14 protein-coding genes, 1 rRNA gene and 1 riboswitch are annotated in these 16,157 nt (G+C 70.9%); of the genes, 9 read left to right on the forward strand and 6 right to left on the reverse strand.

Features of this window, described 5'->3' with window-relative positions:
- Window positions 1-25: 25 nt before the first annotated feature.
- Window positions 26-142, forward strand: a 5S ribosomal RNA gene (gene rrf / locus ACM26Y_RS02785).
- Between the two features lie 107 nt (window positions 143-249).
- Here the strand turns inward: rrf and ACM26Y_RS02790 are convergent.
- A complete protein-coding gene (locus ACM26Y_RS02790; RefSeq protein WP_416062580.1) occupies window positions 250-675 on the reverse strand; it encodes a hypothetical protein in 426 nt (141 codons plus the stop codon).
- Window positions 676-827: 152 nt separating this feature from the next.
- Here ACM26Y_RS02790 and ACM26Y_RS02795 point away from each other — a divergent pair, with 152 nt between their 5' ends.
- A complete protein-coding gene (locus ACM26Y_RS02795) occupies window positions 828-1,469 on the forward strand; it encodes a GntR family transcriptional regulator (RefSeq protein WP_003938279.1) in 642 nt (213 codons plus the stop codon).
- Window positions 1,470-1,555: 86 nt separating this feature from the next.
- Entirely contained in the window at window positions 1,556-2,737 is a 1,182-nt protein-coding gene (locus ACM26Y_RS02800) for an MFS transporter (RefSeq protein ID WP_416063606.1), read from the forward strand.
- 4 nt (window positions 2,738-2,741) lie between these two features.
- Here ACM26Y_RS02800 and ACM26Y_RS02805 read toward each other — a convergent pair whose 3' ends face one another.
- Window positions 2,742-4,157, reverse strand: a complete 1,416-nt coding sequence (locus ACM26Y_RS02805; protein ID WP_416062581.1) for a M1 family metallopeptidase — start codon at window positions 4,155-4,157, stop codon at window positions 2,742-2,744.
- Window positions 4,100-8,014 (reverse strand): Pls/PosA family non-ribosomal peptide synthetase, encoded by a 3,915-nt coding sequence (locus ACM26Y_RS02810; protein WP_416062582.1) that lies wholly within the window; start codon window positions 8,012-8,014, stop codon window positions 4,100-4,102. Before ACM26Y_RS02810 ends, ACM26Y_RS02805 begins: the two co-directional genes overlap by 58 nt.
- Window positions 8,015-8,259: 245 nt before the next feature.
- Window positions 8,260-8,375: riboswitch (SAM riboswitch) on the forward strand.
- Between the two features lie 66 nt (window positions 8,376-8,441).
- Between ACM26Y_RS02810 and ACM26Y_RS02815 the strand changes: the two genes are divergently transcribed.
- Window positions 8,442-9,761, forward strand: a complete 1,320-nt coding sequence (locus tag ACM26Y_RS02815) for an aminotransferase class V-fold PLP-dependent enzyme (protein WP_416062583.1) — start codon at window positions 8,442-8,444, stop codon at window positions 9,759-9,761.
- Between the two features lie 46 nt (window positions 9,762-9,807).
- On the opposite strand, the gene ACM26Y_RS02820 is transcribed toward ACM26Y_RS02815, so the two are convergent.
- Together ACM26Y_RS02820 and ACM26Y_RS02825 are read right to left on the reverse strand one after the other, a co-directional pair.
- Window positions 9,808-10,281 carry a YbaK/EbsC family protein gene (locus ACM26Y_RS02820; RefSeq protein ID WP_416062584.1) on the reverse strand — a complete coding sequence of 158 codons (474 nt, stop codon included), beginning with the start codon at window positions 10,279-10,281 and terminating at the stop codon, window positions 9,808-9,810.
- A 95-nt stretch (window positions 10,282-10,376) separates the two neighbouring features.
- Window positions 10,377-10,898 carry a 2-oxo-4-hydroxy-4-carboxy-5-ureidoimidazoline decarboxylase gene (locus ACM26Y_RS02825; protein ID WP_416062585.1) on the reverse strand — a complete coding sequence of 174 codons (522 nt, stop codon included), beginning with the start codon at window positions 10,896-10,898 and terminating at the stop codon, window positions 10,377-10,379.
- A gap of 147 nt (window positions 10,899-11,045) precedes the next feature.
- Between ACM26Y_RS02825 and ACM26Y_RS02830 the strand changes: the two genes are divergently transcribed.
- The 3 genes from ACM26Y_RS02830 (at window position 11,046) to ACM26Y_RS02840 (ending at window position 13,001) form a co-directional block, all read left to right on the forward strand.
- A complete protein-coding gene (locus ACM26Y_RS02830) occupies window positions 11,046-11,876 on the forward strand; it encodes a crotonase/enoyl-CoA hydratase family protein (RefSeq protein ID WP_003938272.1) in 831 nt (276 codons plus the stop codon).
- Window positions 11,877-12,015: 139 nt separating this feature from the next.
- Entirely contained in the window at window positions 12,016-12,459 is a 444-nt protein-coding gene (locus ACM26Y_RS02835) for a hypothetical protein (RefSeq protein ID WP_416062586.1), read from the forward strand.
- Entirely contained in the window at window positions 12,387-13,001 is a 615-nt protein-coding gene (locus ACM26Y_RS02840) for an SRPBCC family protein (RefSeq protein ID WP_416062587.1), read from the forward strand. The genes ACM26Y_RS02835 and ACM26Y_RS02840 overlap by 73 nt, the downstream gene beginning before the upstream one ends.
- Window positions 13,002-13,055: 54 nt before the next feature.
- On the opposite strand, the gene ACM26Y_RS02845 is transcribed toward ACM26Y_RS02840, so the two are convergent.
- Window positions 13,056-13,547, reverse strand: coding sequence for an inorganic diphosphatase (locus ACM26Y_RS02845; RefSeq protein WP_003938269.1), 492 nt, complete (start codon window positions 13,545-13,547; stop codon window positions 13,056-13,058).
- 170 nt (window positions 13,548-13,717) lie between these two features.
- Between ACM26Y_RS02845 and dacB the strand changes: the two genes are divergently transcribed.
- The gene (dacB, locus tag ACM26Y_RS02850; protein ID WP_003938268.1) at window positions 13,718-15,124 is read left to right on the forward strand and encodes a D-alanyl-D-alanine carboxypeptidase/D-alanyl-D-alanine-endopeptidase; all 1,407 of its coding nucleotides are present in this window, start codon (window positions 13,718-13,720) and stop codon (window positions 15,122-15,124) included.
- Window positions 15,115-16,155, forward strand: a complete 1,041-nt coding sequence (locus ACM26Y_RS02855; RefSeq protein ID WP_416062588.1) for a zinc-dependent metalloprotease — start codon at window positions 15,115-15,117, stop codon at window positions 16,153-16,155. The genes dacB and ACM26Y_RS02855 overlap by 10 nt, the downstream gene beginning before the upstream one ends.
- The last annotated feature ends 2 nt before the right edge of the window (window positions 16,156-16,157 follow it).

A 16,157-nucleotide genomic window follows, 5' to 3' on the forward strand; every position in this document is an offset into this window, starting at 1 on the left:
GTGAGTGTGTGTCGTTTCGCAGAGTTACGGCGGCCATAGCGACAGGGAAACGCCCGGTCCCATTCCGAACCCGGAAGCTAAGCCTGTCTGCGCCGATGGTACTGCACCCGACAGGGTGTGGGAGAGTAGGACACCGCCGAACACCCGTTACCGGAAGCCCCCCGACACTGTCGGGGGGCTTCCGGCATTTCCGGAGCAGATACCCGATTCGACGGAGCCCGCGGCGACCGTACGACCGGAGGTGTCCGCTCAGTCGACGAGTGCCTCGCGCCGCCGCCACAGTCGGGCGACAGTCCACGGTCCGAACGCGAGCGAGACGACATTGATGCCCGTCTCGACTGCGATTTCGGTAGTCATTCGCCGGTAGTTGCCGTGCTCGATATTCCACAGCGTGTCCATGGCTCCGAGGAATGTCATCGCGCCGCCGGCCGCGATCCCCAGCGGGACGGCGAGTGACCGCCCCCTCGTCAGGTGCCAGGCGCTCACTGCGAAACTCGCGGCCATCAGCCCGTCAGCGGCCGGGAATGCGTTCTCGAACGCGATGTACGAGGGGTCGTCGGACGATCTGACATGTCCGGCGGTGAAGTAGTCGAGCCAGTACAACGCGACGCCGGTGGCGACGCTGCCCATCGCAGCCGCGTGCAGCAGGTCACTACGGGCCGGTCGTCGCCTCATCGCAACCTCCTCCAGCCCTTCCTCCCTCGGTCTCTTCGAGTATGGCTTCCCCCAGTGTCTGCAGACCGTCGTTTGCCTGGCGGCCTTCGGTAGGGGCACAGGGCCGGGTGGCACTCCACCGCCGGCCTGCTGTATAAATACATCTTGTGTCTATGTCGTATTCAGCGGCCGAGTCGGTCTATCGCGAGGTCAAGGAGCTGATCCTGTCGGGTGAGTTGCCCGGCGGTGATCTGATCAGCGAAGGGGAGATCGCGGCTCGGATGTCGTGCAGCCGTACCCCGGTGCGCGAGGCCTTCCTCCGCCTCGAGGCCGAGGGCTGGATGCGTCTGTACCCCAAGCGCGGCGCACTGGTAGTTCCGGTGGCGGACGGGGAGGCCGAGCACGTCGTCGATGCGCGACGGTTGCTCGAGACCCACGCGGTGCGCGCTGTCACCTCCGCTCCGCCGGCACGAGAGCAACTCGAACGTACCTTGCGCGCAAGCCTGGACAAGCAGCGCGAACTTGCCGAGCGTGGTGACGTCGGTGGCTTCAGCGGTGCCGACGCGGATTTCCACCGCAACATCGTGGCCGCGGGCGGCAATCCGCTTCTCGACACCTTCTATGCCGGCCTGCGGGAACGCCAGCGACGGATGACGGCCCGTTCTGTCGCCCGGGATCCGGCGCAGCTGCAGAAGATCATCGCCGACCATGCGCATCTGGTGGATCTCGTCGCCGCCGGGGATGCCGACGCGTTCGACGAGGCGCTCGAGGTGCACATGCGCGAGGTGCACGGACTCGGAGGGGGACGACTGTGACCGCAACTGCCACCGAACCGGGTCGTCTGCCCACTGCTGGTACGGATGCCGTTCCCCGCAGGGCGTGGCTGCTCGTGGCCGCCGCGATGTTCGCTGTCGCGTGGGGCGGCAACGAGTTCACCCCGCTGCTGGTGATGTACCGGCTCGAACACGGTTTCGCGCCGGTCGTCGTCGACCTGTTCCTCTTCGCCTATGTCCTGGGCATCGTGCCGGCCCTGCTCGTCGGCGGTCCGCTCTCCGACCGGCTCGGTCGTCGGCCTGTCATGGTGCCCGCACCGTTCGTCGCCCTCGTCGGTTCCGCGGTGCTCGCCCTCGGATCGGACTCCGCGCCGCTGCTCATCCTCGGCCGCATCCTCTGCGGGATCGCGCTCGGACTGGGCATGGCGGTCGGTGGCAGCTGGCTGAAGGAACTGTCCGACCCGCGCTGGGACCCGCGCGCGACGGCCGGAGCCGGTGCGCGACGGGCCGCGATGAGCCTGACCGCCGGCTTCGGTGTCGGTGCCGGCATCGCGGGTGCCCTCGCCCAGTGGGCCCCGATGCCGAGTGCCCTGTCCTACTTCGTGCATATCGGGCTGAGTATCGGCGCAGGTGCGGCACTGCTGCGGACGCCGGAGACCCGCCCGGCGCAGCCGGAAGCGGAACGGACCGCGCTGCGGGAAGACCTGAAGATCCCGGCGGCCGGGCACGCCCGCTTCCTGTTCGTGATCGCCCCCGTCGCCCCCTGGGTGTTCGGCGCCGCCAGTTCGGCGTACGCGATCCTGCCGGCGCTGATGACCGGACACAGCGGCGACGCCCCGATCGCGTTCTCGGCGCTGCTGTGCGTCGTCGCCCTCGGTGCCGGTTTCGCGATCCAGTCGCTGGGCCGCCGGATCGACACCCCCCACAATGCCCGTGCGGTAGCGGTGGCACTGACGCTGCTCGTGGTGGGGATGGTCACGGCGGCGGCCGCGGCTGCCGCCCTGACCGTGCCGCTGGCCCTGCTGGCCGCGGTCGTCCTGGGCTGCGGCTACGGCATGGCGCTGGTGTCGGGCCTGCAGGAAGTGCAGCGTATCGCCCGCCCCGACGACCTCGCCGGGCTCACCGCGGTGTTCTATTCGCTGAGCTATCTCGGCTTCGCGGTACCCGCGGTGATGGTGTACCTGTCGCAGACGTACCCGGTCCTGACCTACCCGGCGATGTTCGTCGTGGGCGCGGTCGCGGCGGCCGCGTGCCTGGTGCTCGTCCTGGCGAAATGGCAGGCACACCTGCCGGAGCGAGCGTCGGCCTGACGTCTCACGGCTCGGGCATCGGCGGCAGTGCCTTCTCGGCGAGCCACGCGTCCCACAGCGGACGCAGCGGTGCGTCCGCGAACCGGGCCGCGAGGTCGGTGAACTGCTCGGTGGTGACGGTCGCGTGCCGGTGGTCCGCGGTCCACTGCCGAAGCAGCGCGAAGAACTTCTCGTCGCCGAGGCGCAGGCGCAGCGCGTGCAGTGTCAGGGCGCCCCGCTTGTAGACGCGGTCGTCGAACATGAGGTCCGGCCCGGGGTCGCCGAGGAGGATGTCCTGAGGTTTGCGGCCGAGCCCGCGGTGTGCCTCCTCGGCGATCGTGTGCGCGGACGGCCCGTCGGAGTTCTCCGACCACAGCCACTCCGCGTAGCAGGCGAAGCCCTCGTTCAGCCAGATGTCGCGCCACCGTGACGGGGTGAGGCTGTTGCCGAACCACTGGTGCGCGAGTTCGTGCGCGACGAGCCGCTCTTCGCTCCGGCTGCCGTCGCAGTGGTTCGCGCCGAAGATCGACAGGGTCTGCGCCTCGATCGGGATCTCGAGTTCGTCCTCGGTGACGACGACGCTGTAGTGCGGGAACGGGTACGGCCCGAAGAGCCGGCAGAAGACCTCCATCATCTGTGGTTGCCGGCCGAAGTCCCGGTCGAAGTTCGCCCGCAGACGCGGCGGATGCACCGCGACGAGCGGCACCGGTGTCTCGGACATCGTGCGGGTCTCGTAGTTCCCGATCTGCACCGTGGCGAGATAGGTCGCCATCGGTTCCGGCTGCTCGTACACCCAGGTGGTCTGGCTGGCCCTCGTCGTCCTGCGCACCAGTGTGCCGTTCGCGATCACCTGGAAGGGGGAGTCGGCCGTGACCGTGATCCGGTAGCTCGCCTTCGCGCCGGGATGGTCGTCGCAGGGGAACCACGACGAGGCGCCGTTGGGCTGGCTCGCGACCAATGCCCCCTCCTCGAGTTCCTCCCAGCCGACTTCGCCCCACGGACTGCGGATCGGTTTCGGGGTGCCGTGATAGTGGACGACGATCGTCAGCACGCCGCCGACGGGGATCTTCCGGGCGGGGGTGACGACGAGTTTGCCGTCACGCTGGGCGTACTTGGCGGGCCGGGACCCGTTGACCGACAGTTTGGTCACCCGCATGGTCGGCGCGAGGTCGAGCGCGAACTTGCCGCGTTCGTCGGTGGTGGTGGCGACGACGGTAGCCGTGCCGGTGAGCCGGTTGGCCACGACCCGGTAGTTCAGGTCGAGTTCGTACCTCGACACGCGGTACCCACGGTTGCCGCTGCGCGGCAGGTACGGATCGATCGGAGCGTCCGGTTTCGAGGTTCTGCCGTTCTCGCGGGTCTTCTTCGGGTCGTTCCCCGGCTTCACTGCGGGGACCAATCGCTCGGGTGCGACCACGGCGCGATCGGATTGCCCTGCCATTTGGTCGAATCCGGAACGACGTCACCGCGCATCACCAGCGAGGCCGGGCCGACGGTGGCACCGGCCCCGATTCCGGCGGCGGGCAGTGCGACGCACTGGGGGCCGAGGGTGGCGCCGGCGCCGAGCGTGACGGTGTCCATGGACATGATCCGATCATGGAACAGGTGCGTTTGCACAACACACCCGCGTTCCACCGTCGCACCGTCGCCGAGGGTCACCAGGTCGGCCTCGGGCAGCCAGTAGCTCTCGCACCACACCCCGCGGCCGATCTTCGCGCCCAGGCCCCGTAGCCACAGGTTCATCACGGCCGTGCCGGTAGCGGGCCGGGCGAACCACGGTGCCGCGACCGTTTCGACGAAGGTGTCGGCCACCTCGTTGCGCCACACGAACCAGCTCCACAGCGGGTGTTCCTCCCGGCCGATGCGTCCGACGGCCGCCCATTTGGCGGCCACGGACACGATGCCGGCCACGGCGCCGGCGAGGATGAGCACGACTCCGCTCAGCGCCGCGGCCGCCGCGTACCCCACCGAGGTCGCCAGCGATTGCAGGGCGAACAGCACGCCGAGACCGATACCGAACGTGACGATCATCGGCAGCAGGCGGAAGGTCTCGACGAAGCCGCGGGCCACGCGCAGCCGCACCGGGGGCGCGAACGTGCGGCTCGAATCGCCGTCGTTCGCCGCGCGACGCAGCCGCACCGGGGGGCTGCCGAGCCATGAGGAACCCGACTTGGCCTTCGACGGCGCAGCCGAGAGGACCGCGACGAGTCCGTACTTGGGGACCCGTCGCCCCGGGGCGGCCATACCCGAGTTGCCGAGAAACGCGCGCTTGCCCACCTTGGCACGGGAGATGTACAGCCAGCCGCCACCGAGCTCGTAGCTGGCGACCATGGTGTCGTCCGCGAGGAAGGCGCCGTCGGCGACGCGGGTGAACTTGGGCACCATCAGCACGGTGGAGGCCTCGACGTCCTTGCCGATGTCGGCGCCGAGCAGTCGCAGCCAGCCCGGCGTGAGCATCGAGGCGTAGAGGGGGAACAGGAACGTGCGCGAACTGTCCATCAGTCGCTCTGTCGCCCACACCTGCCAGCCGACGCGGCTGCGGACGGGATGGTGTCCCTCGGTCATGCCGACGGCCAGGGCACGCACCGACAGCACCGTGAGGGCGGCGAACACGAACAGGGTCAGCAGGGCGGCGACCGGCAGGATCGCCGCGCTGCGGAGCAATGCATCCGTGAGGTCGGCGGCATCGCGGATCCACCATCCGACAAGGGTGAGCCCGGCGCCGATCGCGACGATCGGCAGCGAGGCCAGCACCATCGAGGTGAGGCCGAAGATCGGCACCCACCACGAGGCACGCCGCGGCGGCTCGGCGGGCCACGGATGCAGGGCCTTGCCGACCTTCCGGGCGGGGGAGCCGGCCCAGTGCTGGCCGGCCTTGACGCGGCCGAACACGGCAGAGCCGGCCGCGACCTCGGCGTTCTTGCCGACTCGGGCGCCCGGGGCCAGAGTCGAGCGGGCGCCGACCGTCGCGCCGGCTCCGATCCGGATGCTGCCGATGTGGACCTCGTCGCCGTCGATCCAGTGTCCGGACAGGTCGACCTCGGGTTCGATGGAACAGCCGTCACCGAGTTCGAGCATGCCGGTGACCGGCGGCAGACTGTGCAGGTCGACGCCCTTTCCGACTTTCGCACCCAGCGCGCGGGCGTAGTACAGCATCCACGGCGCCCCGGACAGGTTCACCGCACCGCTGGCCTCCGACAGTCGCAGCGCCGTCCACAGCCGGAGATGCTCGCTGCCGCCCCTCCGGTAGGTGCCGGGTTGCAGGTTGCGCAGCAGCAGCCGCGTCCCGGCGACGGCGACGGACATGCGGCCGAGCGGGGTCAGGAACAGCAGGATGCCGACGGTCACCCACCACCACGACGCCGGAGCGAGCCACGGCACGTCGACGAACAGCGAGAAGACGTTGTTCGCGATCGCGAGCCAGGTCACCCACTGCAGCCCCGTGAGAGTGGTGAGCGGCACCGTGACGGCGAGTTGCAGCAGCTGTGACCGGCGCGGAACGGGGGCCACCTGCCGTGGGGCGACCACAGCGGACGGCGCGAGGTCGTCGAGGTACTCGGCCAGCGAGCCGAGTCGCGGATGGTCGTACAGTTCGGCGACGGTCATCGCGGGATAGCGTTCGCGCAGGGCCGTCACCAGCTGGGCCGCGGCGAGGGAGCCGCCGCCGAGTTCGAAGAAGTCGTCGTCGATGCTCTCGATCGGGGTACCGAGAATCGACACCCACAGCCCGGCGACCCACTCGGCGGTCGGGTCGAGGCCGAGAGCCTCGGCGGCGGCGGCCTCCGCGCCGGGCAGCGGCCACGGAAGCGCGTTGCGGTCCACCTTGCCGGAGGTCCGGGTGGGCAGTTCGTCCACCAGCGCCAGTCTCGGGACCAGGGCCGCCGGCAGCTGCTCACCGAGCAGGTCGCGCGCGGAGGCGAGGTCGAACTCGGGGTCGGTGCTGGCGATGTAGCCGACGAGGATCGAGTGCCCGGCCGCGGTCTTGCGTACGGCGGCCGCGCCGCCGGCGACGCCGGGCAGGTTCTGCAGAGCGTTGTCGACTTCGCCGAGTTCGATGCGCCGGCCGCCGATCTTGACCTGATCGTCGGCACGTCCCTGGAACAGCAGCCCCGCGCGGTCGAGGGTGACCAGGTCGCCGCTGCGGTAGGCGCGGTCCCAGCCGAGGGTGGGCATGGGAGCGTACTTCTCGGCGTCCTTGGCCGGGTCCAGATAGCGGGCCAGTCCGACGCCGCCGATGACGAGTTCGCCGGTGCCGCCCTCCCGGACGGGCCGGCCCTCGCCGTCCACCACGGCGAGGTCCCAGCCGTCGAGCGGCAGGCCGATGCGGACCGGGCCGGTGCCGTCCATCGTCGCCGCACACGCGACCACGGTGGCCTCGGTGGGCCCGTACGTGTTCCACACCTCGCGCCCGGGCACAGCCAGCCGCTCGGCGAGATCCGGCGGACAGGCCTCCCCACCGAAGATCAACAGCCGCACCGCTTCGAGCGCCTCGGCGGGCCACATCGCCGCGAGGGTGGGAACGGTGGAGACGACGCTGATGTCGCGGGAGACCAGCCACGGTCCGAGGTCCATCCCGGACCGCACGAGCGAGCGGGGCGCGGGGACGAGGCACGCGCCGTGCCGCCACGCGAGCCACATCTCCTCGCAGGACGCGTCGAACGCGACCGACAGCCCGGCCAGTACGCGGTCGCCGGGGCCGATCGGGTTCTCGCGCAGGAACAGCCGGGCCTCGGCGTCGACGAAGGCGGCGGCGCTGCGATGGCTGACCGCGACCCCTTTGGGGGTGCCGGTGGATCCGGAGGTGAAGATGATCCAGGCGGCGTCGTCGAGACGCGGACCGCGCAGCTGCGGCTGCGGCGACGGCGGCGCGGTGCCCGGGCCGATGCCGTCGGCGGTGACGACGGCGGTGACCTGCGCTTCCCCGAACACGAGTTCGGCGCGTTCGTCGGGATCGTCGGCGTCCACCGGCACGTAGGCCGCGCCGGCGGCGAGGATGCCCAGGATCGTCACGTACAGGTCCGCGGAGCCGGACGGCATGCGCACGCCGACGCGGTCCCCGCCGCCGACTCCCGCGTCGGCGAGCCGGTAGGAGCAGGCGACGACCTTCTCGACGAGTTCGGTGTAGCTGAGGGTGACGGATCCGTCGTCGACGGCCGGAGCGTCCGGGTGGGTGTCGGCGGTGGCACGCAGGATGTCGACGAGGGTGCGAGGGGCCGGGGCATGGGAGGAGCGGAGGAACTCCTCGGGGATGCGATACGACCGATCCGAATCCGTCGTGGGCTGGGCAGGCAATCGCATGTCCTTCTCTCGGCCTGGTGGTGCGTTCGTCCGGTTATCTCACGGTCAGGTGGACGGAGGGTGAACATCGGGTGTGTCGGTGCCCACTCGCGCGGTGGAATTCCTCCACCTCCCGGTCACCGGAATCCCCGCCGCTGTCCGGTTCGGTGCGAGAAACGGCCTCTCCCTGGGGATTCGCATGCCGGACGGCGGACGGTGCGATCCCGGTTTGACATCCGTGCGCGCTTTTGCCATCCTCTTCCGCAGGTCACGAGAACCAGCGACAAGCCCCGGCTAGCTGGTCGGCAACCCTCCTCCGCGGTGGGGTGCTCCGGGTGACGACCTGGCCGTGTTTCCACACCGGACACGGCAAGCGCGGATTCGGACCGTGATCGCACTCGAGCGACGAGGCGACCACCGGCGAATCCCTGAACGACGAGGGAACGTCATGACTGCCGCTGTACTGACCGCTGACACCTGTATCGCACCGTTCGCCCGGGTCACCGGATGTGATCTTCAGGTACCCCTGGTGCAGGGCGGTGCCTGCACCTACGCCAACTTCGACTACGCGGCGAGCGCGCCGGCCCTCGAAGCGGTCACCGAGCGGATCGCCGAACTCCTGCCGTACTACGCCAGCGTGCATCGCGGTGCCGGTTACGCCTCGAGGATCTCCACCACCAGCTACGAGCAGGCCCGCGAATCCGTGGCCCGATTCGTCTGCGCCGCAGACGATCAGGTGGTCGTCTTCACTCGCAACACCACCGACTCGCTCAACCTCCTGGCCGGAGCCGTGCCCGGCGACGTGGTGGTACTCGACGTCGAACACCACGCAAACCTGTTGCCCTGGAAGAATGCTCGCGTCGTCGAGGCTGCCGACACCGTCGCCGAGACCGTCCGCCGGCTCGTCGCCGAACTGTGCAGCAGGCCTGCTGCGCTGCTCGCCGTCACCGGCGCCTCCAACGTCACCGGCGAGGTCCTCCCGATCGCCGAACTCGCCGACGTCGCGCACGCCTGCGGTGCCCGGATCCTCGTCGACGGAGCACAATTGGTTCCGCACCGGCGGATCGACCTCACCGCGCTCGGCGTCGACTACCTCGCATTCTCGGGGCACAAGCTCTACGCTCCGTTCGGTGCCGGTGCTCTGGTGGGGCGCCGGGACTGGCTCGACGTCGCGGAACCGTACCTCGCAGGGGGTGGTGCGGTCCGCGACGTCAGTCTCAATCACACCGAATGGGCCTGTGCCCCAGCGCGACACGAGGCGGGCACACCGAACGTGCTCGGTGTCGCGGCGCTCGCCGCAGCGTGCGACGCGCTCGCCGGCTTCGACGCCGATGCCGTCACCGTGCACGAGGAGGCGTTGTGCCGGCGCCTGCTCGACGGGTTGCGCGGCGTCGACGGCGTCGAGATCCTGCGGCTGTGGAGCGACTCCCCGGACTCCGTCGGCATCGTCACCTTCACGGTCGCCGGCTTCGAGCCCGGCGAGGTGGCGTCGTATCTCTCCGCCGAGCACGGAATCGGGGTGCGCGACGGCCGGTTCTGCGCGCACCCGCTGCTCGCCCGGGTCGGACTGCCCGCCGGCGCGGTTCGTGCCTCGCTCGGTCTCGGCAGTTCCTCCGCCGACGTGGATCGTCTGCTCGACGCGCTGCACACGCTGGTGGATGCCGGTCCCGGCTGGACCTACGCGAAGACCGACGGCCTGTGGGGGCCGTCGCCCGAGACCCGTCCGGGCCTGGCGGAGTCCACCGCCGGGGCGGCGCAGTGCAGCTGACCGCTTCCCGGGCGGGCTGTCGCACCGGCCGTCCGGACCGGCAGGTCTAGTCGACGTCGACGTCGACGGCTGCCGTGATGCGCATCAGTTCGCGGAACGTCGTGCGGAACAGCGTGCGTGGATGCCCTCCGGAGGCCCAGAGCTGGGGGAAAGCAGCCAGGGCGGTGTCGACGTACGTGGTCAGGTTCGTCGGATGCCCGAGCGGTGCCACGCCGCCGACGGGCTGACCCGTGACCTCGGTGACCACGTCCGGGGGCGCCGCGACGAGCACACCGCCGAGGCGTTTGCCGGTTCGTTCCGGATTCACCCGGTGGGCACCCGAGACCAGCAGCAGTACCGGTTCGTCGTCGAGCAGGAACACCAGCGACTTGACGATCGCTCCCACGTCGACCCCGAGCGCGGCCGCCGCCTGCTCGGCGGTGTGCACCGACTCCGGTTGGGTCGTGATCAACCCGTGGTGACCGCGCGCGATGAGCGTGTCGGCTACCCGAGCGGCATTCGGATGCAGTGTCCCGGACATGGTTCCAGCCTAGGAGTCCGCCGCCGTCCGTGGCTCCGATCGGCAGGTCCGGCCGCGGCCGAGGTCGATACGGTCGGAGTCGATACAGTCGGGGGTCAATACGGCGGAAAGCCGTCCTCGGGTCCGAGCATGCGCTCGAGCCGGGTGCGGGTGATCTTGGCGAGTTCCTCCGTGCACACCTTGCGTTCCGCCTCGGGGTCGTGTGCGAGCCGGTGGTTCAGGTCCGTCAGCAGTTCTTGCAGTCCGCGGCCCTGCGGGCACCACAGATAGCGGTACCCGAAGCGCTCTTCGTAGGCGGCGGCGGCGGCCGTGATCGCGGCCGTCAAGGCCTCGTCCTCGTCCCACAGCGAGCACTGCTCGAGCCGCGAGGCGGTGCTGCCGCGCCGGCGGCCCACCACCGGGTGGCAATCGAGGGCCTCCGCGATCTCCGCGTCGCTCGCGGAGAACAGGGCGGCGTCGGCGCGGGCGAACAGTTCCGAGTAGCTCGCATAGGGACGTCCCGCCGCGACCGCCTGGGCCCAGGTGAGCGACGCGCAGCACTCGTACAGCGCATGGGTGGCGCCCCGCCGGGACAGGGCGTTGAAGGCACCCAGACCGATGCCCTGGTGCATCAGCATGACAGTCGCTCCTCTGCGGGCCGGACCGTTCGTACCCCCAGGATCCGTCCGCGGCGTGGCGGCCACCAGGGGCAGAGCGCGGAATTTTCCGGGCTGTAACGAGCGGTCCGTGACAGCGGAGCGGCGCCCGCATATTACTCTCGAGTAATGACTCAGGAATCTCGCTGGAAAGCGTTCACGGTCGACGTCGCGGACCACGTCGCGCTCGTCACCCTCGTCGGTCCGGGCAAAGGCAACGCCATGGGCCCCGACTTCTGGACCGAGCTGCCGCTGTTGTTCGGCGAGCTCGACGCGGATCCGGACGTGCGTGCCGTCGTGCTCGCCGGTGCCGGCAAGCACTTCTCCTTCGGTCTCGACCTGCCCGCCATGAGCGGCGACCTGGGCAAGGTCCTCGCCGACAAGGCGCTGGCCGCCCCGCGAACCGAGTTCCACGAGATGGTCAAGCGGATGCAGGCGGCGATCACCGCGGTCGCGGACTGCCGTAAGCCCGTCGTCGCCGCCGTGCAGGGCTGGTGCATCGGCGGCGGCGTCGACCTGATCTCCGCGGCCGACATCCGCTACGCCAGTGCCGACGCGAAGTTCAGTGTCCGCGAGGTCAAGGTCGGGATGGTCGCCGACGTGGGCAGCCTCGCGCGCCTGCCGCTCATCATCGGCGACGGGCACCTGCGTGAGCTGGCCCTCACCGGCAAGGACATCGACGCGGCACGCGCGGAGAAGATCGGCCTGGTCAACGACGTCTTCGAGGACGCGGACGCCGTCCTGGCCGCCGCGCAGGCCACCGCCGCCGAGATCGCGGCGAATCCGCCGCTGGTCGTGCACGGCATCAAGGCCGTCCTCGACCACAGCCGCTCGCCGCGTGTCGACGACAGCCTGCGCTACGTCGCGGCCTGGAACGCCGCGTTCCTGCCGTCGGAGGACCTGACCGAGGCCGTCGCGGCGGTCTTCGAGAAGCGGCCCCCGGAGTTCCGGGGCCGGTAGAGGATGGACGGGTGCGAAGTCATCCGGTCCTGACGTGGGGCGGTCGGCTGGTGCCGGCCGTCCCACTGGCGTATCTGACGGCCTACCGGCCCTGGCAGTTGCACTGGGGTGCGACGGGGACCGAGGTGGCGGGACGGGGATGCCGGGGGACGAGATCCTGCCCCGGCCCCACTGGTCGGCAACCCGAGCGGTGTCGATCGCGGCCGAGCCGGTGGACGTGTGGCCGTGGCTGGTCCAGATGGGCGCCGGGGACCGTGCCGGCTGGTACAGCTACGACTTCGTCGACAACGGCGGGAAGCCGAGCGCCCGGGAGATCCGGCCAGAACTGCAGCGGCTCGAGGTCGGCGACCCGGTCCGGCTGGTCGCGGGTTCCCCGGCCGCCTTCCGGGTGGAGTCGATCGACCCCGGACGTTCCCTCGTGTACGCCCACTCGCACGACGGGGGTGCGGTCACCGCCGGCTGTGTCCGGACGGGCCCGGACGGGCCCGGACACAGCCGGCTGTGCATCGCGTGCGATTCCGGATCCCCCCGTCGCCGTTCGCGGTCGGCTGGGCCGTCCTCATGGACGCGGGCGACTTCGTGATGTCCCGGCGGATGCTGCTCGGTATCCGGGACCGCGCCGAGCGGCACGCGCGGCGCCGCCGGGGCGGTGACCCGCCGGCCGACGAAAGTCCTTGCACCCCAACGGATATCCAACTGCATATCCCGGTGCGCCGACCCGCCGGGGAAGTGTTCGCGCTGCTCGCCGACGTGCAGGACCATGTGGGTGCACCGGCGCGCACAGGCGTCCGGATGGACAAGTCCCCGTCCGGTCCGACCGTCGAGGGCACCCGGTGGCACGAGCGGGTGCGGCTCGCACCCGGCTGGTGGATGTCCGTCGACAGCGTCGTGACCGCGATCGAGGACCCGGAACTGCTCGCGATGGACTTCCGCAGCGTCTGGTTCACCGGCCACCTCGACTACCGGATCGAGTCCACCCCGCAGGGATGTCTCCTGCGGCAGCACTTCGTCCTGCGATTGCCGCGCCTGCTGCGGCCGTGGTCGGCGCGGGTGGACGCCCAGCTCCGGCCGCGCCTGCTCGATCGGCTCGCCGAGATCCGGGACGCGATCGAGCGCAGCGGCTGAGAACGCGTTCGGGCTCCGCAGCCGGCGGCCGCGGAGCCCGAACGACGCGTGGTGTCAGTGCCCGCCGTTCGCCTTCAGGCGCTCGATCGACGCGGAGACCTCGGCCTCGGCCTCGGCGCGGCCGACCCAGTCCGCGGCCTCGACGTGCTTGCCCGGCTCGAGGTCCTTGTAGTGGACGAAGAAGTGCTTGATCGCGTCCAGTTCGAACTGCGAGACGTCGCTGATGTCCTTGACGTGGTCCCAGCGCGGATCGCCCGCGGGCACGGCGAGGACCTTGTCGTCGCCGCCGGCCTCGTCGACCATCTTGAACATGCCCACCGGACGGGCCTCGACGATGACGCCGGGGAACACGGACTCGGGGAGCAGCACCATGCAGTCCAGCGGGTCGCCGTCCTCGCCGAGGGTGTTCTCGATGTAGCCGTAGTCGGCGGGGTAGCCGAACGAGGTGTAGAGGTAGCGGTCCAGCTTCACGCGGCCGGTTTCGTGATCGACCTCGTACTTGTTGCGCTGCCCCTTGGGGATCTCGATGGTGACCTCGAACTCCACGCCGTGTCCTCACTTGTAGATCGATACGACTGCCGTATCTGCGGTGATGGTCCGCACAGAGGATAACGGGTCGGCGCTACGCTGGTGGCGCAGGTGCCGGACCACCGGGGCGGTCACCAGGGCGCGGGATTCGCCGGAGCGAACGCCGCGGGATTCGACACAGCGGAGGCGTGTTGGCGGGGCAGGGCAAGAAGAAGCTGGGCACACTGGCGGGACGGCGCCGCCGGAACCTCCGGATCCTGTTCACCATCTGGGCAGCGGGGACCGTCGCGCTGCTCGTGGGAGGGGCCTTCGCGCTCTCCGACTTCCGCAGCGGCGAGGCTGCCGCCGCCATAGCGCCGGCACCGGCGCCCGTCACCGCGACCCCGCAGGTGGCCCCGGTACCGGCAGACGCCCCCGCCCCCGCCGGTCCCGCCCTGGCGGCCGCGCTCGCGCCGGCGCTGGGGAATGCGGGACTGGGCAACTTCACCGGTTCGATCACCGACGCCGCCACAGGCACCGTGCTGTGGTCGAAGGACCCGGCCCGGCCGATGATCCCGGCGTCGACGACGAAGGTTCTCACCGCCGCTGCCGCGCTGCTCGCCCTGCCCGCCGAACACCGGGTCACCACCAAGGTCGTCGAGGGCAGCCGGCCGGGGGAGATCGTGCTCGTCGCCGGCGGCGATCCCACCCTCACCGCCCGTCCCCTCGGCGAGTCCGGCTTCTACGCCGGCGCCCCGCGCATCGCCGACCTCGTGCAGCAGATCCAGCGCAGCGGCGCGGCCGTCGACACGGTGCTCGTCGACACCGGCGCCTACGCCGGCGACTCCCTGGCCACGGGCTGGTTTCCCGCCGACATCGCCGGCGGCTCCGTGGCGCCGATCGAACCGGTGATGCTCGACGGCGGCCGGTTGAACCCCCTCGAGGACGAGTCGCCGCGCACCCCCACCCCCGCCCTCGACGCCGGCCGGGCCCTCGCCGCCGCGCTCGGCGCGGACCCCGCCCGGGTCGCCCCCGGGACAGTCCGGCCCGGAGCGGCCCCGCTGGCCGCGGTGCAGTCGGCACCGCTGCGCGATCGGCTGGGGCAGATGATGAGTTACTCCGACAACGTCCTTGCCGAGGCCGTCGGCCGCGAGATCGCCGCGGCCGAGGGCGTCGAGCCGTCCTTCCGCGGCGCGGTCGACAGCGTCTCCACGGTCCTGCGCGAGGCGGGATTCGACCTGACCGGGCTCACCCTCCACGACGTGAGCGGGCTGTCCGTGGACAACCGGATTCCCGCTCGGCTGCTCGACGCGGTGATGGCCGCCGCCGCCGGAACCGAAGAGGCGTCGCTGCGCCCGATGCTGGACTACCTGCCGGTCGCGGGCGCCACCGGCACCCTCTCGGAGCGCTACGCCTCGACCAACCGCGACGGGGCGGGTTGGGTCCGCGCGAAGACGGGCACCCTGTCGCAGGCGAGCGGCCTGACCGGATTCGTCGTCGACACCGACGGTCGGGTGCTGACGTTCGCCCTGTTGTCCAACGACCGTCCGCCGGGCGAGAGCCGACCTGCCCTCGACGCGGTGGCGGCGACCCTCCGAGGATGCGGATGCCGATGACCGACCGGGACCGGATGCTGGGTGACGCGATCGACTGGAAGTTCGCGGCCGGGGTCGGAGCACGCCTGACCCGGCCGGGCCCGGCGATGTCGCGGTACACCGCCGAAACCGTCGTCGCCGAGCTGGCCTCGGCCGCCGACCGCGCCGAGCCACCGGTGCGGGAGCTGACCGGCCTCGGCGACGGCCGAGACGTCCCGCCCGCCACAGTCGTCGACCGGTCCGAATGGGTGCACGCCGCCGCCAGGTCGATGGCGGACCTCACCGGTTCCGGGCCTGCCGAGGGGCGGTGGGTCGGCAAGCCCGCGGGCATGCAGGCCGGCGCGATGCTCGCGTACCTGTCCACCGCCGTGCTCGGTCAGTACGACCCCTTCTCGCGGTCGCTGCTGCTCGTCGCCCCGAACGTCGTTGCCGTCGAGCGGGCGCTGCGGGTGCCCACCGCCGACTTCCGGATGTGGGTGTGCCTGCACGAGGTCACACACCGCGTGCAGTTCGCCGAGGCCCCGTGGATGGCGGATCTGATGCGCGAGGCGGCGGCGGAGCTGGGCCGGACCGTGGACGAGTCGTTCACCGATCTCGCCGCCCGGATCACCGGGGTCCTGCGCGATCGCCGGCCGGGCGAGGAGAAACCCATGGCCGAGCGCGGTGTGCTCGGTCTCGTCCGGGCGGTGCAGTCCGAGCCCCAGCGCACCGCCCTCGACCGCATGCTGGCCCTGGGCACCGTGCTCGAAGGCCACGCCGACCACGTGATGGACGCCGTCGGGCCCTCCGTGGTGCCCGCCGTCGCGCAGATCCGGCGCGCGTTCGACAACCGTCGCCGACGCGCGGTGAACCCCGTCCACCGCATCGTCCGGGCACTGCTCGGGATGGACGCCAAGATGGCCCAGTACGTGCAGGGCAAGAAGTTCGTCGACACCGTCGTCGAACGGGTGGGCATGGCCCGGTTCAACACCGTCTGGAGCGGACCCGACGCGATGCCGACCCTCGCCGAGATCGACGACCCCGACGCGTGGATCGCACGGGTACTGGCCTGAAG

This window comes from Rhodococcus indonesiensis (assembly GCF_047782815.1).
Lineage (GTDB): Bacteria > Actinomycetota > Actinomycetes > Mycobacteriales > Mycobacteriaceae > Rhodococcus > Rhodococcus indonesiensis.

Excerpts from the sequence above, each read along its gene's own strand:
- ACM26Y_RS02810 (WP_416062582.1), bottom strand. The coding sequence starts at position 8,014 with ATGCGATTGCCTGCCCAGCCCACGACGGATTCGGATCGGTCGTATCGC.
- ACM26Y_RS02800 (WP_416063606.1), top strand. The coding sequence starts at position 1,556 with ATGTTCGCTGTCGCGTGGGGCGGCAACGAGTTCACCCCGCTGCTGGTG.
- ACM26Y_RS02815 (WP_416062583.1), top strand. The coding sequence starts at position 8,442 with ATGACTGCCGCTGTACTGACCGCTGACACCTGTATCGCACCGTTCGCC.
- ACM26Y_RS02805 (WP_416062581.1), bottom strand. The coding sequence starts at position 4,157 with ATGGCAGGGCAATCCGATCGCGCCGTGGTCGCACCCGAGCGATTGGTC.
- ACM26Y_RS02795 (WP_003938279.1), top strand. The coding sequence starts at position 828 with ATGTCGTATTCAGCGGCCGAGTCGGTCTATCGCGAGGTCAAGGAGCTG.
- ACM26Y_RS02820 (WP_416062584.1), bottom strand. The coding sequence starts at position 10,281 with ATGTCCGGGACACTGCATCCGAATGCCGCTCGGGTAGCCGACACGCTC.
- ACM26Y_RS02790 (WP_416062580.1), bottom strand. The coding sequence starts at position 675 with ATGAGGCGACGACCGGCCCGTAGTGACCTGCTGCACGCGGCTGCGATG.
- ACM26Y_RS02855 (WP_416062588.1), top strand. The coding sequence starts at position 15,115 with ATGCCGATGACCGACCGGGACCGGATGCTGGGTGACGCGATCGACTGG.
- ACM26Y_RS02825 (WP_416062585.1), bottom strand. The coding sequence starts at position 10,898 with ATGCTGATGCACCAGGGCATCGGTCTGGGTGCCTTCAACGCCCTGTCC.
- ACM26Y_RS02835 (WP_416062586.1), top strand. The coding sequence starts at position 12,016 with ATGCCGGGGGACGAGATCCTGCCCCGGCCCCACTGGTCGGCAACCCGA.
- ACM26Y_RS02830 (WP_003938272.1), top strand. The coding sequence starts at position 11,046 with ATGACTCAGGAATCTCGCTGGAAAGCGTTCACGGTCGACGTCGCGGAC.